The sequence below is a fragment of the Terrimonas alba genome (assembly GCF_042434975.1).
Taxonomy (GTDB): Bacteria; Bacteroidota; Bacteroidia; order Chitinophagales; family Chitinophagaceae; genus Terrimonas_B; species Terrimonas_B alba.
Genome location: NZ_JBHMQM010000001.1, coordinates 662,459 through 677,522, shown reverse-complemented (window position 1 = coordinate 677,522; position 15,064 = coordinate 662,459). Strand labels below are relative to the sequence as shown.

The window sequence follows — 15,064 nt, the reverse complement described above, 5'->3', positions numbered from 1 at the left end:
ATAATCATTAATCAAAACAATTGCTTTTGATTTGAAAAATTACTGAGCCACTACTTTCATTTCTGTTCGCCTGTTCTTTGCTCTTCCTTCTTCCGTTTTATTATCAGCCACTGGCTGTGATTCTCCAAAACCTTTGAAAGTAAGTCGCTGAGGGCTGATTCGTTTGTTAATGAGGTAAGCGACCACTGTTTTGGCCCGGTTGTTTGATAGTGTGATATTCTCAGCCGGTTTTCCAACATTATCAGTATGCCCCGAAATCTGGATTTTTAGTGTTGGATTATCGTTCATTAATTGTATGATCTTGTCCAGCTCAGCCTGGGATTCTGGTTTAAGATCAAATTTGTTTACATCAAAGAAAATATTGTTTAACACAACTGACGCATTTACTTCAATTGGCTGAAGAGGAATATTTTTTTGATAAATGGAGTCAACCGGTCGTTGACTTAAAAAGAAATTGTCTGAGTAAAACAAATAACCTTTCCGGTTAACGTTAAAAGCATAATCTTTTCCTACGGGTAAGGTAACAAGATAATTTCCCTGTTCATCTGTTTGCACTTTCGAAATGGTCTGTTTAGTAGCGATATCAATCAGTTCAACTGTCGAAGGCAAACCTTTTGTCGTTTTTTTGTCGAAGACATTGCCCTTTACCCAAAGCGTTTTATGGGGACGAACATCTTCACGCAATTCAAAACTGTAAATATCAAGGCCACCTTTGCTGTCGTTCCGGTCGCTGGCATAATAAGCAGTTTTTCCATTGGCGTCAATAAACAATGTTCCCTCACGACTGATAGTATTAATGGGATAACCAAGGTTTATAGGTTTGCTCCAGTCACCGCCTGGTCCTTTCCGTACATAAAAAAGATCATCATCGCCATAGCCGGGCCAATAGTTAGAAGTGAAGTACAAAGTTTGGTTATCAGCATGCATGAAGGGACATTGTTCGTCGCCGCTTGTGTTGATCCCTTCACCCAGGTTTTCGGGTTCACCCCATTTTCCATCGGCTTGTAAATGCGAAACATAAATATCGCTACCGCCAAATCCGCCCTGCCTGCGACTGGCAAAATAAAGATCACGTTTGTCAGGGGATAAGCAGGGTTGTGATTCCCATTGATCGGAATTTAGCCAGCCACCCAGGTTGATCGCTTCGCTCCAACCTCCTTTTTCGAGATAAGAAATATAGATATCGCAACTGCCAAAACCATCAGGGCGATTGCAACCGGTAAACACCAGCCATTGTCCATCCTGCGAAATATTTTGTGCGCCTTCATTCTGACCTGTGTTGACATTTCCTTCCATTGATTTCGCTTTTTGCCAGTCGGCGCTATCCTTTTTACTGGTAAAAAAATCTTCATTGGCTCCATTCAGCCTCCTGGTAAAAACAAATTCTTTACCATCAATGGTCATCGAAGGAAAATACTCGGATTCCGAAGTATTAATAGAGGTACCCATATTTTGCGGAGCAAATACATAGTTTTTATTTGCATTTTTTCGTGCATAGTCAACTGCAAATTGAAAGCAACGCTTCCGGTATTCTGCCGCTTTTAAGGAAGTAGAATTTTTGGGTGGATCTTTTTCTAATAACTCGTTGATGGCATTTAATGCCTTTTCAAATTCACCGAGGCCCGCAAGATTAATAGAGTAAGGGAGTTTATATTCGATAGTATAGTTCGTATCCTGGGGGAAGGCTTTCTCGTAATATTCAACACTAGCTTTATAATTTCTTAGCTGGCCATATACGCCTGCCAGGGATAAATAGGCATCCAGGTATTTATTATCTATTTCTATGCATTGTAACAATAATCCTGCTGCATGGGTCAGGTTGCCATCCTGGGCTCTTTGCATCGCCTGGTTATAAAGGACAATGGCTTTTTTATTTACTTTATCAGGATTGTATTGAGCTGACGCTGTGAAAAACAAAAAGGAGATGAAGATAAATGTGATCAGTTTTTGCATAGTCGAATTCTTCAAAGGAATAACGAATCTACTCAATTATTATTGGATTGAGAATCAATAGTGTTGCTGCAGCGGGACGTTTGATTGTGGCTATATTACGGCACATTAATATACTTGTGTATCTGCAAACTTAGTTCCCATTGGGGATGCGCCTTAATGTAATCGACAATCAATGGAGTCATTTGATCGGCTTTGGTCCATTCGGGTTGCAGGTATAGTTTACAGGCAGCCGGTACTATTGCTGCATATTTTTCGGCCCACGCAAAGTCGGATTTGTTATAGACAATGATTTTCAATTCGCTGGCGACATTTATGACTTCGGATAACGGTCCCTTAAATTTTTTCGGAGATAAACAGATCCAATCCCATTTTCCACTCAATGGCGATGACCCCGAGGTTTCTATATTCGTTTGTAATCCTGCATTTTTTAATTCGCTGGTTAATGCGTCCAGGTTATGCAACAACGGCTCCCCGCCTGTTATTACCACTATTTGTGCGGGTGTCTTTTTTATTTCCTTTATAAGAAAATCGATTTCAATAACCGGATGCTTATCCGCATCCCAGCTTTCTTTTACATCACACCATACGCAACCTACATCACATCCACCCAGCCGGATAAAATAGGCTGCCCTGCCCTGGTAATATCCCTCACCCTGCAGGGTATAGAAATGCTCCATTACCGGTAACGATAGGGTCTTTGTTTTAATATTATCCACCACTTCCATCATTTGCACTAGTTCTTACGTATACAGGACTGGTAGGTATTCTTCATCAATGCCGCTATTGTCATGGGACCAACACCTCCGGGTACAGGAGTAATCCACGAGCACTTGGGTGCTACTGCCTCATAGTCCACATCACCTTTCAGCTTAAACCCGCTCTTCCGGGAACTGTCTTCTACCCGGGTTATTCCCACATCAATTACGACAGCACCATCCTTCACCATATCAGCTTTTACAAATTCGGGTCTTCCCAACGCAGCTACAATAATGTCGCCTTGCAGGCAAAGTTCCTGCAGATTTTTTGTTTGAGAGTGACAAATTGTAACTGTACAATTTCCTGGATTGCTGTTACCACTTAATAAAATACTCATGGGTCTCCCCACGATGTTGCTACGGCCTATCACAATAGCATGTTTCCCCTTTGTGTGAATTTTGTAGTAGTCCAGCAACAGCATGATGCCATAGGGCGTTGCAGGTATAAATGACGCCAAGCCCTGCACCATTTTTCCAACATTTGCCGGGTGAAAACCATCGACGTCCTTATCGGGATTGATTGCATTAATCACATTTTCATCGGAAATATGTTTTGGTAAAGGAAGTTGCACCAATATGCCATCAATATCCGGGTCTGAGTTCAATTCTTCAATTTTTTCCAACAGTTTGTTTTCAGAAATACCGTCTTCAAACCGAATGAGAGTTGATTTAAAACCAGTTTCTTCACAGGCTTTCACTTTGGCGGCTACATAGGTTTCACTGGCGCCATTATTTCCTACTAAAATTGCGGCAAGGTGGGGGACTTTTTTCCCTTCATTTGCCCGTTGAGCGACATCAATTTTGAGATCATTTTTTATGGCCTGGGCGGCTTTTTTCCCGTCTAAAATTTGCATGGCGCAAACCTACACAAAGTTTCAGTCCGAACCTTAATTCACTCAAATAAACACCGGCTTTAAATTATGCCTGAGGATTGTTTGGATTATTTTGATTTAGTATTTTTCTAATACCAAATCTTACAGATGAAAATTCCATCCACCTGCCTGTTCCTGTTCTCGTTGTTTATCATACTTAAGAGCAATAGTCAAACATTGCGGCGTCCGGTTGCTGCGAGCTATGTTGGATTGGGCGCTTATAGTCAAAATAATCATGATGTTTTCTCTTTTACAGCCAACCAGGCTTCACTAGCCCAACTAAAATCGGGAGCGGCAGGAGTATATGGTGAAAAAAGATTTTTGTTAAATGAATTGAGTAATTATGTCGCTGCGGCCGGTTTGCCAACTGTATCGGGCAATTTTGGCGTGAAAGCAAGCTACTTTGGATCAACTGTCTATAATGAATCACAAGTTGGCTTAGCATATGCCAGGCAGTTAGGAAGTAAAATTGATATTGGCGCCCAGTTTAATTATAACGGCTTGAACATCGCCGGTTATGGCAATGCTTCAGCTATAAGTTTTGAAATAGGAACAATACTGCATGTCTCAGAAAGACTGAATGCCGGCATTCATATCAACAATCCTGTTGGTGGGAAGTTCGGCAAGGATCAACAGGAGAAACTGGCGTCGGTTTACACCATTGGCTTCGGCTATGATGCATCTGATAAGTTTTTTTTCAGTGCAGCTATTGAAAAAGAAGAAGACCAGCCTGTCAATGTCAATGCCGGAGTGCAATATAAATTCATACCGCAGTTACTAGCGAGATTAGGAGCTTCGACGGCAACATCTGCTGCGTGGATGGGAGTCGGATTATCATGGAAACTATTTCGGGTGGATGTTACAACTGCTTATCATCCTCAATTGGGAATTTCTCCCGGTTTATTACTGTTATTCAATTTTAAAAAGAATGAAAATTGAAAAAGGTTTGTGTCATACTGGTTGCTTTTCACTTTTCACTTTTCACTTGCCTTGCCCAGGATATTCCGCCTTCTGCCGAACAACAATTAGAAAACCTGGCTGATGCCGAACAAACTGAACCAGAAGATGATTCTTATCTGCAACAATTGGAACATTTTAGAAAAAACCCGCTCAACCTGAATGATGCGGGGATGATTGACTTAAGAGATTTAAGAATTTTAACGGATCTGCAAATCGACAATCTGCTCTCCTATAGAAGAGTATTTGGAAGGTTCGTGAATATTTATGAATTACAAGCCATCCCCACCTGGGATATAAATACTATCCGGAAATTATTGCCTTTTGTCACGGTGACATCCATTGTGCCCTTTAAGGATGATGTTAAGGATCGCTTCAAAAATGGAAAAAATAGTTTTCTTTTCCGCTATTCACAAACAATGGAGAAAGCAAAAGGCTTTGATGAAGCTGGCACCGGAACAAAATACCAGGGTGATCGTAGCCGGCTATTCGTTCGATATCGCTACAACTATAAAAATCTTTTGCAGTATGGTATTGTCGGTGATAAGGATGCTGGTGAACAATTTTTCAGAGGTTCCCAAAACAAAGGATTTGATTTTTATTCCATTCATTTATTTGCCCGAAAAATTGGAATTATACAGTCATTAGCGCTGGGAGATTTTACCGTTAATATGGGACAAGGATTAATTCAATGGCAAAGCCTCGCTTTCAAAAAAAGTGTGGATGTAATGGGCGTGAAACGGCAATCGGCTGTTTTACGACCCTATAGTTCGGCGGGTGAATTTAATTTTCAACGTGGCGCCGGCGTTACCATTCGAAAAAATAATGTCGAAGCAACAGTATTTGCTTCCATGCGAAAGTTAAGTGCCAACTTTGTTAACGACACGGTCGGTTTTGGCAATTATATTTCGTCTTTTCAAATGTCAGGATATCACCGGACCGAGGCGGAAGTGGCGGATAAAAACAGCGTACGGCAAACTTCCTTTGGGGGTAACTTAAAATATATTGGTAATCGCTGGCATATTGGCGTCAATGCTGTTCGTTATCAATTTTCTCTGCCTCTGCAAAAAAGAGATGAGCCGTACAATTTGTATGCAATTAATGGCGACAACTGGAGTAACGTAAGTATCGATTATAGTTACACCTGGCACAACATTCATTTTTTCGGGGAAGCGGCCGTCGATAAAAACTTTCATAAAGCTTTTTTGAACGGGGCGTTGATAAGCGTTGATTCACGGGTTGATCTTTCTTTGGTACATAGGCTTATTGCAAAAGACTACCAGGCTGTGAATGCTAACGCATTTACAGAAAATGTTTATCCGACAAATGAAAATGGATTATATATGGGCATTACTATCCGGCCGTCTTCGGCCTGGCGCCTGGATGCTTACGCCGACCTGTATAAATTTCCCTGGCTTAAATATTTGGTAGATGCATCTAGTTCCGGAAAAGATTTTTTAGCGCAAATAACTTACACGCCCAATAAACAGTTGGAAATCTATTCGAGATTTAGAAATGAAACCCGCCAATTGAATCAACCAGATAATAGTACTGTAACCAATTTCCTGGTCAGTATACCGAAGAAGAATTGGCGAACGCAAATGAGTTTTAAGCTAAACCCGTCATTTGCACTTAGGAGCAGGGTTGAAGTGATCTGGTACAATCAGAAAAGCGGGAAAGAAAGAGGGTTTCTGACATTCCTGGATGCTATTTACAGGCCCATGATGAAACCTTTTTCAGGAATAATTCGGTTGCAATACTTTGAAACAGATAGTTATAACGCAAGATTATACGCTTATGAAAATGATGTTTTGTATAGCTATTCTATTCCTGTTTTTTACGACAAAGGTTACAGGTACTACCTGGCCTTAAGCCATGACCTGACCAAAAAGCTATCCTTTTGGCTCCGTTTCGCCCAAACTATTTATCCTGACAAAGAATCTATTGGAACCGGTCTGGATGAGATTTCCGGCAACAGAAAAACTGAAATTAAGGTGCAGGCCAGGTATCTGTTTTAATTCATTTTAAAGGCTTTAGAAACTGCAATTTTGGGCAGATGTTAAAAATGCGTCAATTTCTGATGCAGCAATCCCAGTTTCGCTCCTGTCTAATTAGCGGTCTTATCATTCAATAACCGGCTTTCCGCTGACCTAATTGTCCACCTTCAATTAGCATATTAAAAGGTATTATATTATTTAGTACTGGCCTTTCTCATCACTTGGAATTACAACAACCCGTACACACGACTACGCTCTCCGTAACCTATGAGAGTTTTTAAAATTGTTGTAAACCTAAAATTTAGTTCACATGAGAAAAATTGCATCGCTGATAGCAGTGTTGATGCTATTTAATGCATTGGCATTTGCTCAAACACGAACAGTTACGGGGCAGGTAAAGGATAGTAAGGGTGACCCCGTCCCATTTGCCAACATTACCGTTAAAGGAACCAATACCGGCGTGGCCGCAGATGTCAACGGTAATTTTTCAATAGACGTTAAGCCGGGTGAATCACTCCTGGTAAGTTCTGCCAGTTTTGCCGAACAGGAGGTAAAATTGGGAACTTCTACTACGCTAACGGTTACATTACAACCACAGGGAAGTTTACAGGAAGTAGTAGTAACAGCATTGGGTTTAAGGAGGACCAGGAACCAGGTTCCCTTTGCCGCCCAGCAAATAAGGGGCGATGAGGTATCAAAAACCCGAACAAACAACTTTGTACAAAATCTTTCCGGTAAAGTGGCAGGGTTGGATGTAAAGCAAAACAATACGCTGGGAGGATCTACGAATGTTGTTATCAGGGGAACCAAATCTATTACGCAAAGCAGCCAGGCTTTATTCGTAGTCGATGGTGTTCCTTTCAATAATGCCATCACAAACACCCGGAATCAGCGTACAGGTAGGGGAGGCTACGATTTTGGTAGCGCCGCCGCGGATATTAATCCTGATGACATAGAATCAATTACTGTTTTAAAAGGGGCCGCAGCCAGCGCCTTGTATGGATCACAGGGTGCCAATGGCGTAATTTTGATAACCACTAAAAAAGCAGTAAGAGGATTGGGTATTACCGTTAATTCTGGTTTCTCCGTAGGTGCCGTTGATAAAAAAACTTTTCCAAAATACCAGAAAGAATATGGTGGAGGATATGGCCTGTTTTATGAAGATCCTACTCACCAGTTTTTATTCAGGGATATTGACGGTGATGGTACGGAAGACCTTGTGGCACCGTTAAGCGAAGACGCCTCTTATGGTGGGAGGTTTGATCCCAACTTAATGGTATATCAATGGGATGCCTTTGATCCATCCTCTGTTAATTTTGGAAAACAAAGACCCTGGGTAGCAGCAGCCAATGATCCTGTTGAGTTTTTTGAAAAATCTTTTTCATCCAACCAGAGTATTTTTATAGATGGAGCTTCCGATAAAGGAACTTTTAAGCTGGGTTACACCCGAAACGACGACCAGGGAATTATCCCTCTTAGCAAGATCAGTAAAAACCTTATAAACTTAGGAGGCACCTATAAAGTCACAGATAAACTTACCGCCGGCGCCACTATAAATTTCTCAAATATCAAAGGAAAGGGCAGGTATGGTACCGGTTATGAATCAAGTGTAAACCAGATGATGAGTTTCCGCCAATGGTGGCAAACCAATGTCGACATAAAAGAACAAAAAGCAGCCTACTTCAGGGAAAGAAAAAATATAACCTGGAACTGGTCGGATCCTGGTAATCTTACACCGATATATTGGAACAATGTTTATTTTACACTAAACGAAAACTATCCAACTGATGATCGAAACCGGTATTTTGGAAATGTAAATGCCAATTATAAAATAACCGATTGGTTAGCTATTTCCGGTAGAGCATCATTAGATGCGTATGATGAAATACAGGAAGAAAGGGTGGCTGTAGGAAGTGTTACTGATAGCAGGCTTGACGCTCCGTCAGGCTATATAAGGTTTAACCGTTCGGTGAGAGAAGCACTATACAATTTGTTGGCGAATGTAGACAAGGATATTACAACAGATATTAACATCAAAGGGGTGCTGGGTGCTGCCCTCAGAAAAGAACATACCTCAACAATCAGGGTGGAAACCAATGGTGGACTGATTGTGCCAAAAGTGTACAGTTTAACCAATTCATTAAATACACCGAACGCCCCTGAAGAATTTGACTTAAGGAGAGAAGTGCAGGGCGTATTTGCCGGCGCTACTTTTACCTGGCGTGACATGATCACGTTAGATGGAACCATAAGAAGGGATGCTTCATCCACTTTGCCTAAAGGGAATAATGTCTACTACTATCCATCAGGCTCCATCGGCTTTGTATTTTCAAAATTGCTGCCTGCAGCAAAGTGGCTTTCCTATGGCAAGCTTCGGGCTAATTACGCAGAGGTAGGTAACGATGCTCCCGTGTATTCCGTTCATGATGTATACGCATTTATACCACCTTTTAGCGGCAACCCTCAGTCTTCAGTAGTGGGAACAAAAAACAATGCAGCCCTGGTGCCTGAGCGAACAAATAGCTATGAAGCTGGTTTAGAGATGGCTTTTATCAATAATCGTGTTGGGTTTGACGTTAGCTATTACAACGCAGAAACTGTTGACTTGTTAACCGCTGTAGTGGTATCCACAGCTACAGGCTATAACTCAAAATTCCTGAACGCAGGAACGATTGAAAATAAGGGGATAGAAGTATCCTTGAACGGATCGCCTGTTTCAACAAAAGACTTTTCCTGGAATGTAAATATTAACTGGGCGAGGAACAGAAACAAAGTGACTGAGCTTTTTGAAGGAGCAGATAACCTGGTGTTGGCGGATTTCCAGGGTGGTATATCGCTGAATGCTACGCTTAACGAAGCTTTTGGAACAATTCGTGGAGAAAATTTTGTTTATACAAATGGACAAAAAACGGTGGGAGCAAACGGACGTTATGTGAAGTCGCTTACTTCCAATGAAGTGATTGGAGATCCAAACCCGGATTGGGTAGGAGGTATTAACAATTCACTTCGCTATAAAAACTTGTCATTGAGTTTTCTAATCGACATGAAAAAAGGCGGAGATGTATTCTCTCTTGATTTGTATTACGGAATGGGCTCAGGACTTTATCCCGAAACGGCTGGTTTAAATGACTTAGGTAATCCTTCACGCAGTCCTCTTGCAGATGGAGGAGGTGTTATCCTGCCCGGAGTGAAAGAAGATGGCAAGCCCAATGATATCCGTGTTAGTAATACTAATTATGGAACCTATGGCGGTTATGGACCAAGAAGGATGCCGGCAAAAGCTTTCGTTTATGATGCAGGCTATGTGAAACTCCGGGAGGCAACAATTAATTATTCGCTGCCAAAAGATTTAATATCAAAACTCAAACCGTTTAAGGGTATTGATGTGTCTTTGATCGGAAGAAATCTCTGGATCATTGATAAAGATCTTCCATATGCGGACCCTGAAGATAACTTAAGTGCCGGCAATTTACAAGGGTACCAAAGTGGATCTTATCCAACCATAAGAACCTTTACGCTAAACTTAAAGCTGAATTTTTAAAAAAATGACCATGAAAAAAATACTCATCTACCTTGCTGTTATTTTTTTGATGGCAGCGGGTTGCACCAAGGAACTGACAAGTTTGAATGTCGATCCAAAAAATCCATCTACTTCTCCCTCTTATGCATTTTTTACCAATGCACAAAGGGCATTCGCAAATACAATGACCTCGTCAAATGTTAATTTAAACATATTCAGATTGATTACACAGTATTGGCAAGAGACCACCTATACTGATGAAAGTAATTATGACCTTGCTACGAGGGAGATTAATGATGCAGTTTGGAACGCCTTGTTCCGGGATGCATTGCGTGACTTCCAGGAAGCAAAAAACTTAATACCATCGGATGTTCCTGATGCCACGCTTCAGAAAAATCAATTGGCGATCACCGAAATTATGCAGATATATGCTTTTTATTACCTCGTTACTACTTATGGAAATATTCCTTACAGCCAGGCCCTGGATATAGACAATCCATTCCCTGTTTATGATGATGCAGCAACAGCTTATAGCGACTTGTTGACAAGACTGGATGCTGCTGTTGGCAACCTGGATGTAGCCGGCGAAAGTTTCGGCTCAGCGGATATTATATACGGAGGGGATGTTGCTTTATGGAAAAAATTCGGGAATTCCCTGAAATTAAAAATGGGGATGACCATTGCCGATGTGGATGCGGCCAAAGCAAAAACAGTTGTTGAGTCAGCAGTTACATCGGGTGTATTTACTTCAAATGACGATAACGCAAAATTTGCATACCAGGGAGCCCCGCCCAATACCAATCCGATCTGGGTGGACCTGGTTCAAAGCGGGCGTCAGGATTTTGTCGCTGCCACTACTATCGTCGAAGAAATGAAAGACAGGAGTGATCCCCGGATTCCTTTATATTTCACCGTGGACGGATCTGGTGTTTATTCAGGTCTTGACCCGGGAGTGGCAGGTAGCTATTCAGCTTTTTCAAAACCCGACGAAGCTATTGTAGCACCAGATTTTCCCGCTACACTATTGGATTACGCAGAAGTTGAATTCTTGTTGGCAGAAGCAATTCAAAGAGGGTTTGCAGTTGGAGGAACCGCAGTTACCCATTATAACAATGCTATTACTGCTTCAATACTTGACTGGGGTGGTACAGAGGCCCAGGCAACCGCCTACCTGGCACAACCCACAGTTATATTTAATCCCGCCAACTGGAAAGAAAGCATCGGCGTGCAAAAATGGATAGCCCTTTATAATCGTGGTTTTGAAGCCTGGATTGAATGGAGACGGCTCGATTATCCGCAACTGCTGCCTGCTGCTGATGCCGATCCCCAGGTCATCCCTGTACGTTACCCCTATCCCGTAAATGAGCAAAATGTAAATACCACAAATTACAAAGCTGCGGCTGATGCAATTGGCGGGGATGAAAAAGAAACAAAACTATGGTTTGATAAATTTTAGCTAGGACAAATTGCTTAGTTTTTTTAACGGCTGTTTTAAAAACAGCCGTTTTTATTTCCCAATATCTCAACTACACTCTTAATACGGTTTGTGGAAAAAATAGTATGCCAGGTAATATTAGAATTGTAGATTATATAAAGACTGATACTATTTTAATCTGAATCAAAAAGTTATTTTTTTATTAATGGCGGTAATGATTTGTTAAAAAAAAGGTTATTTTGGCGCAGCAAAATTCATGGTTAAGATGTCTCTTCTAACGATTCAATTTCGGAATCACATTATTTTCCATTGAATTTCACTGTTTTAAAAAACTAAACAACAATCAATTAACATGAGAAAACTCGCATCACTGCTTGGGATGCTATTGCTTTTTGCGGCAATAGCGTTTGGACAGAGCCGGGTAATTACCGGCCAAATCACGGATGATAAAGGAGTTCCCATTCCTTTTGCATCAATTCTTATTAAAGGCACTTCTAAAGGTGTCGTTGCTGATGAAAATGGGTTTTACAAAATCAATGCTGCTACCGGTGACGTATTAGTTGTTACTGCCACTGGTGTTTCTTCAACTCAGGCTACAGTCGGATCAGGTAATTCTGTAGCAATCACAATGCAAAAAACAGGTGTACTGGATGAAGTAGTCGTTACTGCCCTTGGTGTAAAAAGGGAAAAGAAAGCACTTGGTTTTGCCCAGCAATCAGTTTCAGGCGAGAACCTGACTTTTTCAAATGGTGTTGACGTAAGTTCCGCATTAGCCGGTAAAGTAGCAGGTGTTAAATTGTATGGTTCCCCCTCTTCTTCTTTTGATAACGCTACTGTCGTTATCCGTGGTCCGAAAGGTTTGGGGCTGGCAAATCCATTATTCGTTCTTGATGGAAATATTGTAGGCCAGGAAACCATTAATATGGATAACATCGAAGATGTATCGGTACTGAAGGGCGGCGCTGCTACGGCCCTTTATGGTCAGAGAGCAACCGCCGGTGTTATCATGCTGACTTCTAAAAAAGGGAAAAGAGGTCAGGGTACTTCTGTTGAAGTTAAAACCGGTGTAAGTTTTGAGAATATTTCGATGATACCAAAATATCAGAATGAGTACGCCGGTGGTTATAGCTCTGCCGCTAATGCTCCTTATGGAGGCGGTTATATGGATAATGCGGGCTGGTACAAATTTGTATACGATCCAACCATTCACCCTGCAGAATGGGCTGCATGGGATGGTCAAAATATCTTGGAATATGGTGCTGATGAAAGTTGGGGACCAAAAATCGATGGTACTACGCAATATCGCCCTTGGTATAGCTGGTACGCAGGTGAGCCACGTTTCGGAAAAACTGAGGCTATAACAGCTCACCCCAATAACATCAAGGATTTCTTCAAAACAGGGCGTACTATTAGTAATTCTGTGGCATTAGCCAGCAATGGTACTAACTATAATGTTAGACTATCTTATAATAATCAGGACCGCACTCTTGTTCAGCAGAATACAAAGAGAATGCTGCATCAGGTTGGTTTGAACGGCTCTTATGATTTAAGTAAAAAAATTAGTTTTTCATCCGATATTCAGTTTTCATATGATGATCGTGTAGGTCAACCATTTGAGACATACAGAAATGATGGTCTGAATATCCTACAAGGAATGAATCAATGGTTTCAGCGTCAATTGGATATAAAAGACATGAAAAATAATTATTACGCCCCTGACGGACGTGTTAATTCATGGAATATTGGTGATCCAAATGGGTCGGGTGACCTGACAGAGATAACTACTCCTCAATATTGGGACAACCCTTGGTTCGTAGCAGCTAATAGTTACCAAACTGCTAAAAGACAACGCCTTTCAGCAAATATTGGAATTAACGTAGAACTGATCAAAGGGTTGAAATGGAATGCTTATGTAAGGCGCTATTCAAACGTTGGAAACTCCGATAGCCGGAAGGGTACCGGAGGATTAGAGCAGGATTATTATGGACTTAGCCAATACCAGAACAGTGAAATGAACTACGAAACCAACCTGCTGTATAAAAATAAGTTTGGTGATTTCAGTGTTGATGGAATGGTGGGTATGAATATCCGTAAAAACCGGGATGAAGGTTTGAGCATGAATACAAATGGTGGATTGACCGTACCGAATTATTTTAATATTAATGCATCAAAAGATAAAGCGACTTATTCTAACTACCTGGAACGTACGCAGGTATGGAGCCATTATGCCCGGGGTACAGTAGGATACAAGAATTTTTTGTTTTTGGATGCCACTATCCGCCGTGACCAATCTTCAACACTTCCTGAATCAGAAAATGTATATGTATATCCTTCAGGAGCTCTTAGTTTTGTTTTCAGCGATTTGCTTAAATCATCATCTGTTGGTAACTGGTTGAGCTTTGGTAAAATCAGGGGTGGTATAGCACAGGTAGGTTCTGATATTGAATTTAATAAAGTTAATACAGCATTATCTGCCGGTGCTCCGTTTGCAGGAACCCCATCTGTAACTTATGGTAATACGCTTAGACCCGGTGATGTCAGCCCGGCTCTTCAAACATCTTATGAAGTAGGTACTGAATTGAAATTCTTCAATAAATTCGGTATTGATTTCTCTTACTATCACAATATTAATAAGGATCAGATTCTTGACGTGAGCGTTCCTGGTGCAAGCGGTTTCAGTGCGGTGCAGGTGAATGCCGGCAAGATTGTAAATAAAGGTTGGGAATTGGTGTTAACTTCCACGTTGGCTAAGGGTAGAGATTTTGCGTGGGATGCCTCATTCAACGTTTCCAAAAGCAGTAATAAGCTAATGGAATTGGCAAGAGGTCTCCAAACCTATTTATATGGTACTACCTGGGGTGATACAAGGGTAGAACATCGTGTTGGCCAGGAATGGGGTGTGTTGATTGGTCGCAAATGGAATATCGATCCCAAAAATGGGTTGCCCATTATTGGCACGAATGGGGTTCCCACATTTACAACTGGCAATGTAGTTGGTAACATTCTTCCCGACTTTACGGGTGGTATGGTTAACAGCTTCCGTTATAAGTTTTTGGATCTTTCTTTCTCTATTGATTATCAAAAAGGTGGCTTATTTTTCTCTACAACAAAAATGTTTAATACTGGTACAGGCTTAGCTGCTGAAACAGTTGGTATCAACGATAAAGGAAATGATATCAGGAGTTTCCCTTCCCTGGGTGGTGGTGTTAAAGTTGTTGGTAGTGATGGTAATGGAAACGAGCGTATCGTTTATGTACCCGCCCGCCGTTACTACTACACCAATGCACAAAGAGACATTTCTAACTTCCTGTATGATGCTACTTATGTAAAAATGAGAGAAATCAGGTTAGGCTTTACAGCTCCTCAAAATCTTGCTAGTAAGATATATGCTAAAGGTGCTAATTTGAGCTTTTTTGTTAGCAACCCATGGTTGATCTATGCTGAGTCTAAGGATTTTGGAATTGATCCATCAGAGTTGGAAGATACGTGGAATGAGGGAGGTCAGTTGAGCCAAACCCGTCAGGTAGGCTTTAGTTTAAAACTGACATTTTAATTAAAAACAACATTTAAATAGT

8 protein-coding genes are annotated in these 15,064 nt (G+C 41.2%); 5 read left to right on the top strand and 3 right to left on the bottom strand.

Annotation, left to right across the window (positions count from 1 at the left end):
- Positions 1-39: 39 nt before the first annotated feature.
- The 3 genes from ACFEL9_RS02715 to folD all read right to left on the bottom strand — a co-directional run bounded on the left by ACFEL9_RS02715 (position 40) and on the right by folD (position 3,562).
- Entirely contained in the window at positions 40-1,953 is a 1,914-nt protein-coding gene (locus tag ACFEL9_RS02715) for an OmpA family protein (protein ID WP_385885912.1), read from the bottom strand.
- A 95-nt stretch (positions 1,954-2,048) separates the two neighbouring features.
- On the bottom strand, positions 2,049-2,681 hold the full coding sequence (locus ACFEL9_RS02710; protein ID WP_385885910.1) for a 7-carboxy-7-deazaguanine synthase QueE: 633 nt from the start codon (positions 2,679-2,681) through the stop codon (positions 2,049-2,051).
- Between the two features lie 5 nt (positions 2,682-2,686).
- On the bottom strand, positions 2,687-3,562 hold the full coding sequence (gene folD / locus ACFEL9_RS02705) for a bifunctional methylenetetrahydrofolate dehydrogenase/methenyltetrahydrofolate cyclohydrolase FolD (protein ID WP_385885908.1): 876 nt from the start codon (positions 3,560-3,562) through the stop codon (positions 2,687-2,689).
- Positions 3,563-3,688: 126 nt separating this feature from the next.
- Here folD and ACFEL9_RS02700 point away from each other — a divergent pair, with 126 nt between their 5' ends.
- From ACFEL9_RS02700 to ACFEL9_RS02680, 5 genes are all read left to right on the top strand, one after another.
- A complete protein-coding gene (locus ACFEL9_RS02700) occupies positions 3,689-4,519 on the top strand; it encodes a hypothetical protein (RefSeq protein WP_385885906.1) in 831 nt (276 codons plus the stop codon).
- Positions 4,516-6,555 (top strand): ComEA family DNA-binding protein, encoded by a 2,040-nt coding sequence (locus ACFEL9_RS02695; protein WP_385885904.1) that lies wholly within the window; start codon positions 4,516-4,518, stop codon positions 6,553-6,555. The genes ACFEL9_RS02700 and ACFEL9_RS02695 overlap by 4 nt, the downstream gene beginning before the upstream one ends.
- Positions 6,556-6,844: 289 nt before the next feature.
- Positions 6,845-10,075, top strand: a complete 3,231-nt coding sequence (locus ACFEL9_RS02690) for a SusC/RagA family TonB-linked outer membrane protein (RefSeq protein WP_385885903.1) — start codon at positions 6,845-6,847, stop codon at positions 10,073-10,075.
- Between the two features lie 10 nt (positions 10,076-10,085).
- Complete coding sequence (locus ACFEL9_RS02685; RefSeq protein ID WP_385885901.1) at positions 10,086-11,510, top strand: SusD/RagB family nutrient-binding outer membrane lipoprotein; 1,425 nt, start codon at positions 10,086-10,088, stop codon at positions 11,508-11,510.
- A 331-nt stretch (positions 11,511-11,841) separates the two neighbouring features.
- Positions 11,842-15,042 (top strand): SusC/RagA family TonB-linked outer membrane protein, encoded by a 3,201-nt coding sequence (locus ACFEL9_RS02680; RefSeq protein ID WP_385885899.1) that lies wholly within the window; start codon positions 11,842-11,844, stop codon positions 15,040-15,042.
- The last annotated feature ends 22 nt before the right edge of the window (positions 15,043-15,064 follow it).